The sequence below is a fragment of the Gemmata sp. SH-PL17 genome, from assembly GCF_001610855.1.
Taxonomy (GTDB): Bacteria; Planctomycetota; Planctomycetia; order Gemmatales; family Gemmataceae; genus Gemmata; species Gemmata massiliana.
This window is the reverse complement of sequence record NZ_CP011271.1, coordinates 8,055,410-8,071,119: the sequence shown is the minus strand read 5'-3', so window position 1 is coordinate 8,071,119 and position 15,710 is coordinate 8,055,410. Positions and strand designations below refer to the sequence as shown.

The 15,710-nt window shown below is 64.0% G+C and carries 15 protein-coding genes and 1 tRNA gene; 8 read left to right on the top strand and 8 right to left on the bottom strand.

What is annotated here, in order from left to right; translation table 11 throughout:
- The 3 genes from VT84_RS39815 to VT84_RS41855 are packed head-to-tail and all read left to right on the top strand — an operon-like array spanning position 1 to position 921.
- Positions 1-261, top strand: coding sequence for a hypothetical protein (locus VT84_RS39815; protein WP_204249678.1), 261 nt, complete (start codon positions 1-3; stop codon positions 259-261).
- Entirely contained in the window at positions 194-802 is a 609-nt protein-coding gene (locus tag VT84_RS33625) for a hypothetical protein (protein ID WP_162271938.1), read from the top strand. The genes VT84_RS39815 and VT84_RS33625 overlap by 68 nt, the downstream gene beginning before the upstream one ends.
- Positions 787-921: a hypothetical protein gene (locus tag VT84_RS41855; RefSeq protein ID WP_255359521.1), complete on the top strand. Its 135-nt coding sequence runs from the start codon at positions 787-789 to the stop codon at positions 919-921. The genes VT84_RS33625 and VT84_RS41855 overlap by 16 nt, the downstream gene beginning before the upstream one ends.
- Positions 922-931: 10 nt before the next feature.
- Here VT84_RS41855 and VT84_RS33620 read toward each other — a convergent pair whose 3' ends face one another.
- The 3 genes from VT84_RS33620 to VT84_RS33610 form a co-directional block, all read right to left on the bottom strand.
- Positions 932-1,897: a plasmid pRiA4b ORF-3 family protein gene (locus tag VT84_RS33620; protein ID WP_082842615.1), complete on the bottom strand. Its 966-nt coding sequence runs from the start codon at positions 1,895-1,897 to the stop codon at positions 932-934.
- A gap of 19 nt (positions 1,898-1,916) precedes the next feature.
- The gene (locus VT84_RS33615) at positions 1,917-3,011 is read right to left on the bottom strand and encodes a sialidase family protein (protein WP_082842614.1); all 1,095 of its coding nucleotides are present in this window, start codon (positions 3,009-3,011) and stop codon (positions 1,917-1,919) included.
- Positions 3,012-3,085: 74 nt separating this feature from the next.
- On the bottom strand, positions 3,086-4,693 hold the full coding sequence (locus VT84_RS33610) for a sulfatase (protein WP_082842613.1): 1,608 nt from the start codon (positions 4,691-4,693) through the stop codon (positions 3,086-3,088).
- Between the two features lie 113 nt (positions 4,694-4,806).
- Here VT84_RS33610 and VT84_RS33605 point away from each other — a divergent pair, with 113 nt between their 5' ends.
- Positions 4,807-6,189, top strand: a complete 1,383-nt coding sequence (locus VT84_RS33605; protein WP_052550910.1) for a PQQ-binding-like beta-propeller repeat protein — start codon at positions 4,807-4,809, stop codon at positions 6,187-6,189.
- Positions 6,190-6,270: 81 nt separating this feature from the next.
- Here VT84_RS33605 and VT84_RS33600 read toward each other — a convergent pair whose 3' ends face one another.
- Complete coding sequence (locus VT84_RS33600) at positions 6,271-6,654, bottom strand: hypothetical protein (RefSeq protein WP_082842612.1); 384 nt, start codon at positions 6,652-6,654, stop codon at positions 6,271-6,273.
- A gap of 133 nt (positions 6,655-6,787) precedes the next feature.
- Between VT84_RS33600 and VT84_RS33595 the strand changes: the two genes are divergently transcribed.
- Positions 6,788-7,702 (top strand): dihydroorotate dehydrogenase, encoded by a 915-nt coding sequence (locus VT84_RS33595; RefSeq protein WP_082842611.1) that lies wholly within the window; start codon positions 6,788-6,790, stop codon positions 7,700-7,702.
- 95 nt (positions 7,703-7,797) lie between these two features.
- Here VT84_RS33595 and VT84_RS33590 read toward each other — a convergent pair whose 3' ends face one another.
- Both VT84_RS33590 and VT84_RS33585 read right to left on the bottom strand, forming a co-directional pair.
- Positions 7,798-9,120 (bottom strand): hypothetical protein, encoded by a 1,323-nt coding sequence (locus tag VT84_RS33590; protein WP_082842610.1) that lies wholly within the window; start codon positions 9,118-9,120, stop codon positions 7,798-7,800.
- A 199-nt stretch (positions 9,121-9,319) separates the two neighbouring features.
- The gene (locus VT84_RS33585) at positions 9,320-9,649 is read right to left on the bottom strand and encodes a thioredoxin family protein (RefSeq protein ID WP_052550918.1); all 330 of its coding nucleotides are present in this window, start codon (positions 9,647-9,649) and stop codon (positions 9,320-9,322) included.
- Between the two features lie 268 nt (positions 9,650-9,917).
- Between VT84_RS33585 and VT84_RS33580 the strand changes: the two genes are divergently transcribed.
- From VT84_RS33580 to VT84_RS33570, 3 genes are all read left to right on the top strand, one after another.
- Positions 9,918-9,990 (top strand) — tRNA-Glu (locus VT84_RS33580).
- 104 nt (positions 9,991-10,094) lie between these two features.
- Positions 10,095-10,736, top strand: a complete 642-nt coding sequence (locus tag VT84_RS33575; protein WP_052550920.1) for a hypothetical protein — start codon at positions 10,095-10,097, stop codon at positions 10,734-10,736.
- A complete protein-coding gene (locus tag VT84_RS33570; RefSeq protein WP_052550922.1) occupies positions 10,733-11,179 on the top strand; it encodes a hypothetical protein in 447 nt (148 codons plus the stop codon). The genes VT84_RS33575 and VT84_RS33570 overlap by 4 nt, the downstream gene beginning before the upstream one ends.
- A gap of 99 nt (positions 11,180-11,278) precedes the next feature.
- On the opposite strand, the gene VT84_RS33565 is transcribed toward VT84_RS33570, so the two are convergent.
- Positions 11,279-12,262 carry a hypothetical protein gene (locus VT84_RS33565; protein WP_052550924.1) on the bottom strand — a complete coding sequence of 328 codons (984 nt, stop codon included), beginning with the start codon at positions 12,260-12,262 and terminating at the stop codon, positions 11,279-11,281.
- A gap of 171 nt (positions 12,263-12,433) precedes the next feature.
- Entirely contained in the window at positions 12,434-15,700 is a 3,267-nt protein-coding gene (glnE, locus tag VT84_RS33560) for a bifunctional [glutamate--ammonia ligase]-adenylyl-L-tyrosine phosphorylase/[glutamate--ammonia-ligase] adenylyltransferase (RefSeq protein WP_082842609.1), read from the bottom strand.
- Between the last annotated feature and the right edge of the window lie 10 nt (positions 15,701-15,710).

Here is a 15,710-nt window from a genome sequence, read left to right as displayed (position 1 = left end):
TTGCCCGGCTGCCCGGCGAAACTCAGTGCGCCAGAAACGGCCGCGGGGAAACAGATCCGGTGCCCGAAGTGCGGCGCGGTCGCGACCGTGCCCGCGCTCGTTCAGGCCGAAGAAGTGCCGGTGGTGGACGGAACGCTGGCGCCTCCACCACCGAAGCCCCGGCCGAAACCGGTCCTGGTCGATGACGACGACGATGACGAACGCCCCGTGCGCGGGGCGTCGCGCGGAAGAAGACGACGAAGAGGACGAGCGACCGCGTAAGAAAAAGCGCCGACGGGCCGATGGTGACGATGACGACGATCCCCCGCCGCGCAAACGGCGGCGAAAGAGCGGAGGCGCGTCCGCTGGGATCATCGTCCTCGCCGTGGTCGGTGGTTTGTTGCTTGTGTGTGGGATCGGTTTCGGTATTTATGCGCTCACCGGTAAGAACTCGCTCTTCGCAAAGAAAACGCCGGTGCCGGCCGGGTGGAAGGAGTTCAGCTACCCACAGGACGGGTTCAAGGCGTACTTCCCGAGTGAACCGACGACGATGGGGATGAACATGCAGTTCGGTCCGGGTGGGGCACTGCCCGGTGGGGGCGAAATCCCCCAAATGGAATCGATGCGCACGTACACGACCGGTGGGTTCGGCAACAAAGATCGCGTGAACATCACGGTGCAGGTGATGCGGTTCCGCTCATCGCTCCCGCGGGCGGCACGCGACTCGATGAGAAATATCGACGGCCGGTTCGCGGGCGGGTCGGCTCAGCGGGTGCGGTGGTTGGGGGCGACGCCGCCGAAATGGAGTTGGGCGGGACGCTGACGCGAATCGTGTACCTCGACAAGATGGTGGTCATAGTCCGGATCACTGGGCCGAACGGTACGCGGGCGAAGCCGGAGGAAGAGGCTGCCTTCTTCGACAACTTCGAGCTAACGAAGTGACCGATTTCGGTCACTCCTCCTCGTCCCAATCGATGTACTGTGGCGGGCTTTCGCCCACGCGCTTGGTGACGCGCGGGAACTTCCCCTTCGGTACTTTGTCCGCAATTTCGACCACACCGATCTGGTGGTGCCAGTCGTCGCCGAAATCGAACCAGTACCCGAACTGCCGACCGACCTTTAAACCGAGGTCGTCGAGGGTCGTTTCGGTCGTAAAGCCGGCCGGTGCCGGGTCGAGGCCGTCGTTCCCGGCTTCGGGCATGACGTACCGCGGCCCCTTCGGGTCCATCGGGCCTTTGCCGAACTGGAACTCGTACATGTGGGCGTCTTCGCGATCGAAGGCGTCGAAAATCGCTTCGTGTAAGGCGTCGAGCGTCTGGTCGCCGCGGATCTCGATGGTGCGCACTACCGAGCGGTTCTTTTTCGCGAACGCTTTCGTGATCGGCCCGCTGAGCAGCATCACGTCGAGCGTGTAGAGGCGCGGCGGCCCGGCGGACTTGTCGCGTGCTTTTTTCGCCGGGCGCGGGCGCACGGGCACCGGGGCACTCGTCAGTGCCTGCTCGAACGCCGCGAACATCGCGCTGAGCGGGTTGTCCTCTTTCATTTGCCGCAAACTGTAGCGCGGGTCGAACCGGTCGATGTCGAGCGCGGTGCGAATCGCCTTCGCCTTGTTGTGCATGGTCGCGGGCGACACGCCGACACCCCTAGCCATGTCGTCCGGCGCAACGTGGAACTTTTGACTGCGGTCGCCGCCGAGGAAGTTGGCGTAGGCGACCGAGTACACGACCCCAGAAGCCCAGCCCGCGGCCTGTCCGCTCGCGACCGGTACCTGCGCCGCACACGCATCGGCCGCGCACGCGCGACACAGGTCGCGGAGTTCGTTGTTCCAGTGCGCGGCGCAGAACTTGTCCGTCAGCGCAACGATTTCATGGAACCGGACCCGAAGCGCCTTCGGAACGCGGGCCAAGAGCTTGTCCATTGCGTGCTCCCCATCGGGTTCACTTCGGGTCGCCTTCCTTCACCCAGGCTTCAGTGAAGCGGGCGTGTTTCATGCTCTTGCCGTCGGCCACGAAGTAGCTGTACACCGCGTGGATGTCGCCGTCCTTGGACTGAATGATGGCCGGGTAGTGGTACGACCCGGTGTCGTGCTTTTCCAGGTGCCGCGTCCACTTCCAGGTTTTGCCCTCGTCGTCCGAGAGCGACACCGCGAGGCTGCTGCGGCCTCGCGTGGTGTCGTTGTAAATGAGAGCCCAGTTGCCGCTCGCGAGGCGCACGGCGTCCAGTCCGCTGCCGGGATTCGGCAATTCGCTCGATGTGACCGTGCCCCACGATTCGCCCTTATCCTTCGATTCCGCGACGCGGATCTTCTTGAACACGCCGTTCTCGCGCATGTACGCGACCAGCGTGCCGTCCTTGCGCTCCAGGACCGCGGGTTGAATGTTGCCGAACCCCGCGATCGGTTGCGACGCGGCCCACGTCTTTCCGCCGTCGTCGCTGATCGCCATGAGGCCCGCGGAGTACGTGTCCGAGTACAGCGGGAGCAGGATGCGCCCGGAGGCGAGTTGGATCGGCTTGCAGCGCGGTTGCCAGCCCAGGCGCGAGAGCAGTTTGTCGCCGACGCGCTTCTTCACGACGTCGTCGCCGAGCGAAACCGGGAGCTTGGTCGCGTCGCTGATCTGCTTCTTCCAGGTACCGAACTCGCGGAGCATCACCTCCTCGAAGTTCTTCGGCTTGAGCAGGATCGTGTCCTGCCACGTCCATTTCGGCGCGCCGTCCTTCTGGAAGTCCGACGACACGCGGTACTGCGTGATGCACGACTCCCACGAGTTCGCAATAATCACCGGCCAGAACAGCCAGAGTTTGTCGTCCTTGTCGACCCACATGGTCGTGTTGCAATCCGGGAACCCGGGCGTGTCGACCATCAGGAACGCGGCGCCCCATTCGGTTGCCTTCGCTTTCTTCCGGGCGCCGTACACGGCGACGTCGTCGGCGGAGCGCTCGCCGCTCCCGCGGTACCACGACACGAGCAGATCCCCGTTGGGGCACTCGACGACCCCCGGCGCGTGGTTGTGCTGCTTGTGCAACGGGAACACGAGTTCGGATGTGAATTCGGGCTTATCGGTCGCACCTTCTTTCCCTTCAGGGAAAGGGGAAGAACAAAGGCAACCTACCCCCCCGACCCCCTCCCTAAAGGGAAGGGGGGTAAGAACCCCTCCCCAACCCCTCCCCCAAGGGGAGAGGGGCTTAAAACCGTCTCGGATTGTTTCGTGTCTTCTGCATTTGGTTCTGTTCCCCCTTCCTTCTTAGGGAAGGGGGTTAGGGGGTTAGGTTGTCTTTGAGGGTTCGGTTTCTTCTCCTCCGGCACCCGTCCGGGTTCGCGAGTGTTCTTCCCGACGCGCTTGGTGAGCGAATCGCCCAGGTCTTCGCGTGCAGATTCGGCGAACGCGAGTAGGCGCTTCACGATGTCCGGGTTCGCGTCCGCGACGTTCTGCGATTCGCCCGTGTCCGCGTCGAGGTCGTACAGTTCGGGCGCCTCGATCTTCACTTGCTTGTACTTGCCCGGTGTCCCGTCCTTGCCCTGCGGTTGGCCGGCCATCGTGCGGTACGTGTGCGGGAGGATCAGCTTCCATTTGCCGCTGCGGACAGCTTGGAGTTCGTTCGTGTTGTAGTAGTGGAAGTAAGCCTCTTGCGGGGACTTCGCGTTCGGCTCACCGCGGAGCAGCGGGCCAATGTCCTTGCCGTCGATCTTGGTTTTGGGAAGGTCGGCGCCGATGATTTTGGCGACGGTGGGGAGCACGTCGATCGTCATGGCCGGTTCGCGGCACACGGAACCGGCGGGGATCTTTCCCGGCCAGCGCGCGACGAACGGCACCCGCACCCCGCCCTCCCACACAGTACCCTTGCCCTCGCGGAGTTGACCCGCAGCGCCCGCGTGGTTGCCGTAACTGAGCCAGGGGCCGTTGTCGCAGGTGAAGATCACGAGCGTGTTGTCCGCGAGCTTGTGTTCGTCGAGCGCGCTGAGAATCTGTCCCACCGACCAGTCGATCTCCTGGATCACGTCACCGTACAGCCCCTGTTTCGACTTACCTCGGAACGCTTCGCTCGCGAACAGCGGGACGTGCGGCATCGAGTGCGCAACGTACAAAAAGAACGGCTCCGATTTGTGCGCTGTGATGAAGTCCAGCGCGTGTTTGGTATAGCGCTGGGTAAGTTGCGACTGGACCGCCGCGGTCACGTTCGGGTCGACGATCTTCTCGTTCTCGATGAGCGGGAGCGGCGGGTACGTGCCCTTCTTTGCTTCCGGGTGCTCGGGCCACATGTCGTTGGAGTACGGCAACCCGAAGTAGCTATCGAAACCGTGTTTGGTGGGGAGGAATTGCGGGTGGTGGCCGAGGTGCCACTTCCCGACCATTCCGGTCGCGTACCCCCTGCTTTTGCACACTTCCGCGAGCGTCGTCTCGTTCGCGTGAATGCCGTGGCGCGCGTTCGGCCCGAGCGCGCCGTGAATCCCGAGACGGTTCGCGTAGCAGCCCGTTAGCAGCGACGCACGGCTCGCGGAGCAGACCGGTTGCGACACGTGGAAGTCGGTGAACTTCGTGCCCTGTTTCGCGAGCTTGTCGATATTCGGGGTCACGAAGTCTTTCGCGCCGAAGCACCCCACGTCCCCGTACCCCTGATCGTCGGTGAAGACCAGAACGATGTTGGGAGTGTCGGCCGCGCGGAGAGGCGCTGTGAGAAACAGCAGTGCAGCGAGTGCGGGGAGTATGTGTTTCATGGGGCACACGATACCCCGCCCGTGCCGGTTCTGCCAGTGGGCGGGTTGTAAGCCGGGCGCGGGTTTCTGGTATGATCCCCGAAGACGCTCGCACGTCTCATCCCGGAGGGCTCATGTTCCGCTTCACCCTTTTCACCGCCGTTGCCGGCGCTCTTGCGTCAACCGCCACCGTGCGGGCCGACGACTGGCCCCAGTGGATGGGACCGAACCGCGACGACGTGTGGGCCGAAACCGGCATCGTGAAATCGTTCCCGGAGAGCGGACTCAAGCCCCTCTGGAGTATCCCCATCAGCGCGGGGTACGCAGGGCCGGCGGTGGCCAACGGGTACGTGTATGTTCCCAGCCGCGAACTGGCGAAGGGCGCGAAGAACCCGGACGACCCGTTCGACACGAAACAAGAAGTGAAGAGCGTCGAGCGCGTGCAGTGCTTCGATGCGAAAACCGGCAAAGAAATCTGGAAGCACGAGTACGACTGCCCGTACCAGATCAGCTACCCGGCCGGTCCGCGCTGCACGCCCACCGTTCATGAGGGGAAGGTCTACACGCTCGGCGCGATGGGGCACCTGTTCTGCCTCAACGCCGCGGACGGTAAGGTGATTTGGTCGAAGAACTTCATCAAGGACTACAAGGCGAAGGCGCCGACGTGGGGATTCTGCGGGCACCCGCTCGTTTACAAGAACCTGCTCATCTGCTTGGCGGGTGGCGAAAAGGCGACCGCGGTCGCGTTCGATAAGGACACCGGCGCGGAGAAGTGGACGGCGCTTGAGGCCCGTGAACCGGGCTACTGTCCGCCCACGCTCATCAAGGCGGGCGGGGTGGATCAGGTCGTGATCTGGCACGCCGCCGCGCTCAACGGTCTCGATCCGCTGACCGGTAAGGTGTACTGGACCGTCGGGCTGGAACCGATGTACGGCATGTCGATCATGGGACCGCGGCAACACGGCGACCGACTGTTCGCGGGCGGGATCGGCACAAGCACGGTGCTGAAATTGGACAAGGACAAACCGGGCGTGACGGTGCTGTGGAAGGAAGCCGCCGACAAGGGCGGCGCGAAGCTGCCGAAGGACCGCGGGCTGTACCCCGTTAACATGACGCCGTTCGTCGACGCGGGCACGATCTACGGCGCCGACCAACCCGGGATGTTCCGCGCGGTCGAACTGGAAACCGGCAAGAAGCTCTGGTTCTCGTATGTGCCGGTCATCAACAAAGACGAAGCGGAAGACTTTAAGGGAGCCGCTTCGGGCACCGCGTTCGTGGTGAAGAACGGGGACCGCTACTTCCTGTTCGCCGAGACGGGGGATCTCATTATTGCGAAACTCACCCCGAACCCGAATCCAAAGGAAGGGTACAAGGAGTTGAGCCGGACCAAGTTACTCGAACCGACCGGGGCCGCGTTCGGCCGCAAGGTGCTGTGGACGCACCCCGCGTTCGCGAACAAGTGCGTGTTCGTTCGCAACGACAAGGAACTCGCGTGCTTCTCGCTCGCGGAGAAGTAACCACAACTTCGGCCGGCTCCCAGAGTCGGCCGAATAAGTCACGCATCGAGCCGTTCGGTAACCAGCCGGTTGCTGAGCGGCTTATTCTTCGTTGTTCTCGTTGCCCTTATCTTTCTTCCCCTTCCCGAAGCCGCCCTTCCCACCTTTGCCGAACTTCTCTTTGAGTTCCTTGAGCTTCTCCGGATCGATCTTGCTCTTGTCGAACCCACCTTTGCCGAATTTCTCCTTCATCGCTTTCAGCTTTTCCGGGTCGATCTTGCTCTTATCGAAGCCGCCCTTACCGAACTTCCCGCCGGGCCCACCTTTGCCTTCGCCCTTCTTGTCGCCCTTATCACCCTTGTCGCCCTCGCTGTCGCTAACCGAGCCTGGGGTCAGAGTTTCTTCGCCCGTGGCAACGGTGTGAGCGTACAGCGTAATTGTGCAGGCCAGCGCGAACAGCCCGGCGGCAAACAACTTGCGAGACATGGCCACCCCTGGGATTGGAACCGGAAATGTGATCCGTAGTCTCGTAAACACTGCCACGCGGACAGAGTTACGCGCAACAAACTAATAAAATGTCGGAAGTCGTTCGTGGTGCCGAATCGGGAGACCGCTGTTAATGATTGACCTGTCCTGTACGCTCGGCCGGCTCCGGCTCCGCAACCCGGTTCTGGTGGCCAGCGGCACGTTCGGTTACGCGAAGGAAATGGCTCCGTTCGTCGACTTCGCGAAGCTCGGCGGGGTCGTTCCCAAGACCGTGACGCACGCGCCGCGCGCTGGTAACCGCCCGCCACGCACGGTAGAAACCGCGTCCGGGATGCTGAACGCGATCGGCCTCGATAACGACGGCCTCGAACACTTCCTCACGCACCATCTCCCGTACCTTCGCACGCTCCCGACGGCGATCGTCGGCAACATCGCGGGGAAGAGCGAGGACGAGTTCGTGGCGATGGCGGCGCGCGTCCACCAGTCACGGGAGGGGCTGCGCGCGCTGGAACTGAACCTGTCGTGTCCCAACGTGAGTGGCGGGACCGACTTCGCCGTGGACCCGAAACTGACACGGGACATCGTCCGCCGGTGCCGCGACGTGTGCCCGGACCTGCCACTGATTGCGAAGCTCACACCGAACGTGACCGACATCACCGTCATCGCGAAAGCCGCGGCCGACGGTGGCGCTGACGCGGTGAGCGCGGTCAACACGTTCGTGGGGATGGCGGTCGATTGGCGGAAACGAACCCCGATCCTCGGCAACATCACCGGCGGCTTGAGTGGCCCCGCGATCAAGCCACTCGCGCTGCGTGCGGTGTGGCGGATCGCGCAGTTGAAAGCGATTCCGGTAATCGCAGTAGGCGGGATCGCGACCCTTAACGACGTGATGGACTTTCTCGTGGTCGGGGCGTCCGCAGTTCAGATCGGCACCGCGAACTTCTACGATCCGACCGCGAGCGTGAAGATTGTGGACGCGCTTCCCGGCGCGATCGAGTCACTTGGGGCGACTAGCGTGCGCGAGATCATTGGCACGCTGAAGACGTAGGCTATGCACCCACTGTTTGTGGTACAGGCCTCTGGCCTGTGGAATCATTCTTACAGGCCAGAGGCCTGTGCCACAAACGTAAGACCGAATTCGGTTTACGCCGCACGGCGAGTGTACGGGAACACCTCGGCCTCTTCCGATTGGTCCGCGGCCCACGGCAGATCGCCCTCGTGCGGTTCCGGCGGTTCCGGCAGCTCCGCTTCGAGGAGCAGACCGGCCATGCGCTCGACCTCGTTGCGGAGTGCGGACAGTTCCGCCGAGGCCGCTACGGGGCCGGCGTCGTCGGCAACCGGGATAGCGAACGGGATTACGGGCGGGAGTGCGTCCGAGCCGTTTCCACCGGTACCCGACTCGCGGGCGAGGAGTACCTCTTCGCGCCGGGCGAAGTCCGCTTCGAGTTGTTCGCGCTCCGTGTTCCAGCGCATCTCGAACGCGACCAGCTTCGACTGCCACGCTTCGAGCCGCAACCGGAACTGCCACAGGTCGTAAGCGTCCTCGCGCCGGCGAACGTCCGCGGCGCTGATGCGCTGGTCGCGCGAGTCGAGTTCGGACTCGCGCTGCCGGAGCGATTGAGCAAGTTGCTCGATTTCTGCCACGGTCGCGCGCTCGGCGGCCTGCCACCCGGCGCGGGCCGCGGTGAGCTGCGCGAACTGCTCGCTGAGCAACCGGCGCTGGTCTCCGATCCCGGCCTTGTCGCGCGCCAGATCCGCGAACAGGGTCGTGACCGTGGCGCGCTCGACGTTCAGGCGCTCCTCTTTCTTCGCCAGTTCGGTAGCCCACTGTGCGAGGTCGCGATCGGTCGCGCGATCGAGGGCGACCTGCGTGTCGACCGGTGCCACCTCATCTACCGCGACCGGCACGAGCGCCTCGGCCCGCAGTTGCTCGCGCTGCTGTTCGAGTTCCTCGATCACCTGGCGCATGTTGCGCACACGCGATTCGAGGGTCGCGGCCTCTTCTCGCAGCAATGTAACATCGTGCTGGAGCCGGTCCTTCTCTTCGCTCGCGCCCCGCTCGCGTGCGTCGAGGGCCGCGGCGCGTGCGTCGAGGGCCGCGGCCTGGTCCGCCTGGAACCGGCTCGCCTCGTCCCACTCCTCCACCGAGCGCTTCTGGCGGGCGGCGAGGTCGGTCCAGGCTTCACGGAGCCGGGCGCGGTCGGCCGCCATCGTGCTGTTGAAGGTCGATTGTGTTTCATTAAAACGCGCGACCCGTGCTTCGAGCACCATGCGGTCGGCGTCCAGTTGCGCGCGGGCCGAGTCCAGCGTGCGTTCGACGCGGCGCGACAGGCGCCCCGCGATTTTACGGGCGCGGCTCCGCTCGCGCTCGGCGTTGCGGTGCGCGGTTCGGGCCTCCGCGAGCAGGCGCTCCGCCTCCGCGCGGTCCAACGCGATCCGTAGCCGCTCGTCGTTAACGTTTGCCATGTCCGCGCTCCCCGCTCCGTCGGAAGAACCCGCACACTTTATCGGCACGGGGCGGGGGCAATCTTCAAACTTCAAAGCGAGATGGGCGGAGGGGCTAAGTGGGCGAACCGGTGACCGAGCCCGTCACGCGCCCCGATCACCAATACCCGCTCAGCCCCTCCGCCCATCTCTAACGAACTCTGGCGAGTCTGACCCGAAATTAGGCGTACTGGTTGATCAGCTTCGACAGTTCGTCCGGGGACAGGACGCCGCTCTCCGTGTGAACGGGGGTGTCGCTGCCCTTGAAGAACAAGATGCGCGGGATCGTCATCACGTCGTACTTCACGGCGAGATTCGGGTTCTCGTCGACGTTCAGTTTGCCCACCTTCACTTTGCCGGCGAACTGATCGGCGACGGCGTCGATGGTGGACGCGAGCCGGCGGCACGGGCCGCACCACGGCGCCCAGAAGTCGGCCACGATCAGCGTCCCGCTGGTGACGTACTCGCTCCAGTTGCCTTCGGTCAGTTCAACAACGTTCGGGCTGGCCATGTGGGAGTCCTCGGAACAGAGATATGGGTTAGATGGTTCGATACCTGCGAGCGGTTCGTGAACCATTCTACTCGTCCACTCTGGAGATTGTACCACACCAAAGCCCGGCCCTTACGCTCCGGACACGCGCTCCGGGTGCCGGACAACCGGACCGAACCCGGCCCGGGTTCGGCGCTTTTTTAGTGCCCGATCTCCGGTACGCACGTTGCCACGCCCCCCTATTGGCCCTAATAATGTTGTGTCCTCGGCAGCGCCGACTTCAAGACGTGGCCCTATCGTCTAGTGGCCTAGGACACTGCCCTTTCAAGGCAGGAACTGGGGTTCGAATCCCCATAGGGTCACTCTTTTCCAGCGCGGAACGCGGAGTTCGGATCGCGGAGCGAAGACGTGTTCTTCGTTCCGAACTCCGAATTCTGCGTTCCGCGTTCCGCATTTTGGACCATCAATGAACAGCATCCCGTGGTGGGGCTACGTCATTCTCGCAGGACTGGCGTGGGGCACCTACGTGCCGATCATTTTCTTCGGCGGGCAGATGCTCAGCCCGCTCAACGCACAAGGGAACGCGATCGGCGTCGGCGGGCGGCTGGCGTCCATTCTGTCGGTCGGCGTGGCGTACATGGTGATGGCCGTGGTCATCCCGGTTGTACTTATGGCGACCCGCGACGACGCCCAGGCGAACTGGCGCGCGGTGGGCCTCGTGTTCAGCGGGCTGGCGGGTGTGGCGGGCGCGGTCGGCGCGATCTGCGTGATCTTCGCGAGCAAGGCCGCGGTCGATCAGGCGAAGATCGAGGGTGTGAATCCCGCGACGTACCGGATGTACATCGCCCCTCTCATTTTCTGCCTCGCGCCGCTCATCAACACGGTGCTCAGCTCCGTGTGGCACCCGAACGCGAAGACCGGCGAGTGGAGCAACTTCCACTTCGACATGCCGGGCTGGAAACTGTGGGCCGGGATCGTTCTTGTCGCGGTCGGTACGTTCCTGGTGCTGATGTCGAAGGAAGAAGCGGAAGCCTCGAAGGGCAAGCCGGCTTCTCCGCCCCCGGCCGCACCGACCGAGAACCCCAGCCCCGCGCCGGCGCAGCCATGAGCCCCGAAGAGGCCGTCGCACGGTCAAACACGGTCCTCGCACACGCCTGGATGATCCGCACGTTTCTCAAGCACGCGGACGAAGTCCAGGACAACGAGGACATGCTCGACGTTCCCCGGACGCTGTACGACAGCATTCGGGCCGTCGAGCCGGCGTTCCAGCGCGGCGATCACGGTGACTTTTTGCGCCGGTTGAAGGGAAAGCTACCCAAACTCCGCCGCGTTGCGGAGCACTTCCGCGATCACTTCAAAGAGTTCTCCCCGCACACCAACTTCGAGATGGCGTCCGCGAGCTTGTTGGGCGTGGTGCGGCACTTAGACGAGATTTTTGCCGCGGTGAATTGGGACGACGTCGCAACACTCATCAAGGCGAATCAAAGCAAACGAGCCGCCGACAGCCCCGAAAGCGATCCGCTCGACGACATCGAAATCCCCGAAGTGTGAACCGAGACGGCCACGGCTTGCTCACCTCAATTTCGCGCAAAAACAAACACGGACAGCTTTTATGCTGCCCGTGTTTCGTTAATTTCGTAACTCGTGGGTTTAGCCTTCTGGCGTGACCAACTTGCCGATGATCGTGCCGGCCACCTTCCCGGAGAGGGTGACGTTGCTCTTCTTCACGTCGGACTTAACCGTTTTGAGAATCTCGCCGAGTTGTTTGGCCTTCGGCTCGAACGCGACCAGCGCCGGGACGAACCCTTCGATGTCCTTGACGAGTTTCGCGACCGCGTCGCCCATGTCGGAAGCAGCCTCTTCGTCCTTCATCCCGAACGTGACTTCCAGGTTGACGTCCGCCGTGGCGCGGATGACGAAGCTGAGGGTGTTGGTCTTCGGGAGCCCCTTGGCGATCCCGGACAGGTCGATCGGCGACTGCGCGGGCAGGTTCACGTTATCGAGCTTGCCCTTCACCAGCGACGCGACGAACAGCGACGCCTTTTCGTCCTGTTGCTTGACGAGGTCGGTGAGTTCGGCCTTGATCGGAGCCTTTTTCTTCTCTTCGGACTGCTTCAGCGCGTTTGCAATGAGCTTCTTGTCCGTCCCAGCGATGACGGTGGTGTCGTCCACAACGGTACCGTAGACCGGGTTGCCCTGGTCCGGTTGGTACTTGAACATGGTGACGTTGCCGTCCTTCACCATGCTGAACTTGTCGCCGTCCTTCTTGGTGATCGCGGATGCGGCCTTGAACAGCTTTTCCGGATCGAAGGTGCCGTGAATAATCAGGAGAGCCTTCGTGTCGTCCGGGGTCGAGCCGGACATCCCGACCCAAACCTTTTCGACGTCCTTCATCGGGTCGAGGCCGATTTCCTCCAGGAATTTCTTGGCGTCCTGGCCGGCAAGCGCCTGCTTGATCTGGTCCAGGGCGTATTTCTTAACGATGTCGGATTCGAGGATCTGCTTGAAGTTGATGTAAGCGACGGTATCCGCTTCGGCCGGGAGGAGTTTGTCCGGTTCGGCAGCGCGGGCGACGGGGGCGGCCAGGGTCGCGGCGAACAGGGCCGCTAAGCCCAGGCGTGAAAAACGCACCATAAGTTTTGATCCTTTCCGAGAGGAATCGGTCCGGCGCAGTAGTCGGCGGCTTGATTCGGACATCGGCCACACGCATTCTACCCATTCAGACGTTTTCCTGTTTCGCGGATTTCAGAATCGCCCGGCGCTGCGAAATTGGGCGGTTGGGGCCGACATTGCCCGGCGGTCCGACTACGACCGTTCGCGCGCGGTGACGGCGACGTAAGCCGCGCGGATGCCGGCAGTGGCCTGACGGAACGCGGCGAGGAAGTCCGCAGGAGTCGCGAACCCGAGCCGGTGAGCGAGCTTCGCTCGATCGTCGGCCGCTTCGGGGATCTCGGTCAGCGGTCGGTCGGTCACGATGCGCAGGCGCGCTTCCACGAGGCGCAAGAACGAGTACCCGTCTCGCAGGGCCATTGCCTCGTTCGCGGGGAGCACACCGGCCGCGGCTAGGGCATTGAGTGCGTCCCAAATGTTGGGCTTCAGAACGTCCGGGTGCTCACGCCCGTACTTCAACTGAAGCAACTGCACCGCGAACTCGACGTCCGTTAAACCACCCGGTCCGCGCTTCAGGCTCCACTGGCTGGCGGTCGCTTCGAGCTTCTGTCGCATCGCCCGCACTTCATCCACCACGTCTGGGTGCCACGCGGGGCCGAGCATCGCGACGCGGATCGCGGCCGTCGCCTCGTCCGCGAACTGAGCCTCGCCGCGAACGACCCGCGCACGGGCGAGTGCCTGGCGCTCCCAGAGTTGGCACGTCGATCCCGCGAAATACCGGCGGAACTCGGACAGCGGCAGCACGAGGCTCCCGGACTTGCCCGTCGGCCGCAACCGCATGTCCACTTCGTAGAGCCGACCCATCGGCCCCATCCGGCTCGTGGTTTTGATGACGCGCTGCGCCAGTTCTGTGAAGTACAAGCGATTTGCTTCGCCGCGCGACGTAGTGCCATCGACCGCGTACACGAGCAACAGGTCAAGATCACTGTGGTAGCTGATCTCGCGCCCGCCAAGTTTGCCGAGTCCCAAGAGAACGTAGGGGCATTCCGGATGGGCGGGTGGCGCGGGCGAATCAGCGACGCTTTCGTCTACTTCAAGGATCGGATCGCCGAACTTCGCCCGGACCGAAGGTTCGACCAGTTCCACGACCTGATTCAGAATCGTGTCGGCCACATCAGACAGCGCCGCGGTGGTGACGCGCACGTCCGCCTTGCCGAGCAGGTCGCCCACGCCGATGCGCAGGAACTCTTTGTCCTGAAAGCTGTGCAGAATCGGGTCCGGGTCCGTAGCACCTCGGAGGAGTTCCGTCAGTTCTGCGCGCAGTTCATCGGCCGTCCGCGGTTGGTTGAGCACGAGCGAATCGAGCAGTTCGTCCACCATGCCCGGGTTGTTGATGAGCAACCCGGAAAGGTACGGGCTACCGGCGCACAGTTCGACGTACAGTTTCAGACTCGGTGTGCTGATGCTGAACAGTTCCCACAACACGGCTTTTGCGCCGAGCGAGGCGCTGACGCGCTCCAAGTCGGTGAGCGCCGCATCCGGGTCCGGGCTGGCGGCCACGGCGCGCAAGAGTGGCGGCGCGATGCTCGCCAGGAAGTGCCGGCACCGCCGCGCGGACAGGAACGGTACGCTCTCTCGCGCCAACGCGGACAGGTTGGCGAACGCCTTCGGCACGTCGCGGAACGGGTAGCGCCCGAGCACCGCACGCACGGTTTCCGCGTCCGGGTCCGGATCGAGAATGAGATCCGCTTCCGGCTCGGAGCGCCCGTCTTCCCCCTGAAACGACTGGTGGAGCAGGTGGTTCAGGATGGTGCGGTCGATTGACGTTTTGTCCTGCAAGTCTTTCAGGAACCGGTCGAGCGGATCGATGAGCAGGTCGCGCGTGTCGAGCGGCGGCGGGTCGGACTCGTCGAGCGGCGAGCGGCGCTGCGCGGAGAGTGCGGGGCTCGCCACTCGGAGCGCGGAACTCGATGTACCGCTCTCGGGACCGAGTTCTCCGCCCTCTGGGACTTGCGGTGAGTCGTCTTCGTTCCGCGTTCCGCGTTCCGCGTCCGGCGCTACCGTGTACCCCATTCGCCGCGCGAGTTTCCGCAATTCGTCTCCCTCCGCGGGTAGTTTGTGCGTTTGGAGATCGAACAGCAGTTGCAACCGGTGCTCGGTCTTGCGCAGGAACCGGTAGGCGTCCGCGAGAATGTACGTTTCCTGCGAACTTAAGCACCCGGCGATTTCCAGCGCTTCGAGCGCGAGCAGCGTGTTCCGCTGGCGCACGGCGGGGAGGTCGCCGCCGTTGAGCAGTTGGAGGAACTGGACCGTGTACTCGATGTCGCGGATGCCGCCGCGCCCGGTCTTCACGTCGCGCGGGAAGTCCGTTTCGCTCGTCTGCGCGCGCTGGGCCTTCGCTTCCATTTGGCGCTTGAGCGCCTTGACCTCGTTGATCTCCGAAAAGCTGAAATACTTGCGGTACACGAACGGCTCGACGGCCGAGAGGAAATCGCGTGCGAGGGCCGGGTCGCCGCCCACGTGTCGCAGCTTGATGAGCGCCTGGCGCTCCCAGGTGCGGCCCATCGTGTCGTAGTAGCTGAGCGTGCTCGCTAGGCTCCGCGCGAGCGGACCGCGGTTGCCCTCGGGCCGGAGGCGCAGGTCCACCCGGTACGCGAACCCGCGGTCGGTGTGGCTCGACAGCAGGCGCACCACCTCGCTCACGACGCGGCCGAAGAATTCGGCGTTGCTCACGCCCGACCGCCGATTCGTTTCGCCGTCGAAGTCATACACGAACATCAGGTCGATGTCGCTCGAATAGTTCAGTTCATCGCCGCCGAGTTTGCCGAACGCGAGCGCGGTGATACGGGCGGGTTGACCGGTCGGCGCGGTCGGGCTCCCGAACCGCATCGAAACGGTTCGCAGCGCTTGCTGAAGTGCGACTTCAATCGATGTGTCCGCGAGCCGGGAAAGCTCGCGGGTGATCTCTTCGAGCGGCCGGTCGCGGATGACGTCGCCGATGCCGATGCGGAGCGTGTGCCGGTCGCGGAACCGGCGGAGCGCACGCAGCACGCCCGCGTCGTCGCCGGCCGCGTCCACCTCGGCCTTCAACTGCACGATGAGTTCGGGCGTGGAGGGGTTCCGTTTGGGGATGTGGAACACGGTCGCGAGGAACTCGGGGTAGGCCGCGAGCGTGTCCGCGAAGAACTGCGAGGTGGCGAGCAGTTGGAGCGTGGCGTCGAGTTCGCGTGCGCGCGATTCGAGCAGCGCGGGGAGGTGCGTTCGAGCTTCCGGCCGTGCGAACAGGCGCTCCAAGTTATTGAGCGCCATATCCGGGTCGGCGGTTCGCGGGAGTAGCCGACCGAGCGGCGCGAACAGCTCGGCCGCGGACGCACCGAGGTGCCCGGCGAGCGCGGTGAGGTTCCGGCGCCCGCGGTCCGCGTCGCGCACGGTCTTCAGGATGTTGTCTTCGAGAGAGGCCATGCGGAAATGA

Coding starts and splice junctions, on each gene's coding strand:
- VT84_RS33595 (WP_082842611.1), top strand. CDS start 6,788: ATGATTGACCTGTCCTGTACGCTCGGCCGGCTCCGGCTCCGCAACCCG.
- VT84_RS33610 (WP_082842613.1), bottom strand. CDS start 4,693: ATGAAACACATACTCCCCGCACTCGCTGCACTGCTGTTTCTCACAGCG.
- VT84_RS33585 (WP_052550918.1), bottom strand. CDS start 9,649: ATGGCCAGCCCGAACGTTGTTGAACTGACCGAAGGCAACTGGAGCGAG.
- VT84_RS33575 (WP_052550920.1), top strand. CDS start 10,095: ATGAACAGCATCCCGTGGTGGGGCTACGTCATTCTCGCAGGACTGGCG.
- VT84_RS33565 (WP_052550924.1), bottom strand. CDS start 12,262: ATGGTGCGTTTTTCACGCCTGGGCTTAGCGGCCCTGTTCGCCGCGACC.
- VT84_RS33600 (WP_082842612.1), bottom strand. CDS start 6,654: ATGTCTCGCAAGTTGTTTGCCGCCGGGCTGTTCGCGCTGGCCTGCACA.
- VT84_RS33625 (WP_162271938.1), top strand. CDS start 194: ATGACGAACGCCCCGTGCGCGGGGCGTCGCGCGGAAGAAGACGACGAA.
- VT84_RS33570 (WP_052550922.1), top strand. CDS start 10,733: ATGAGCCCCGAAGAGGCCGTCGCACGGTCAAACACGGTCCTCGCACAC.
- glnE (WP_082842609.1), bottom strand. CDS start 15,700: ATGGCCTCTCTCGAAGACAACATCCTGAAGACCGTGCGCGACGCGGAC.
- VT84_RS33605 (WP_052550910.1), top strand. CDS start 4,807: ATGTTCCGCTTCACCCTTTTCACCGCCGTTGCCGGCGCTCTTGCGTCA.
- VT84_RS33590 (WP_082842610.1), bottom strand. CDS start 9,120: ATGGCAAACGTTAACGACGAGCGGCTACGGATCGCGTTGGACCGCGCG.
- VT84_RS33620 (WP_082842615.1), bottom strand. CDS start 1,897: ATGGACAAGCTCTTGGCCCGCGTTCCGAAGGCGCTTCGGGTCCGGTTC.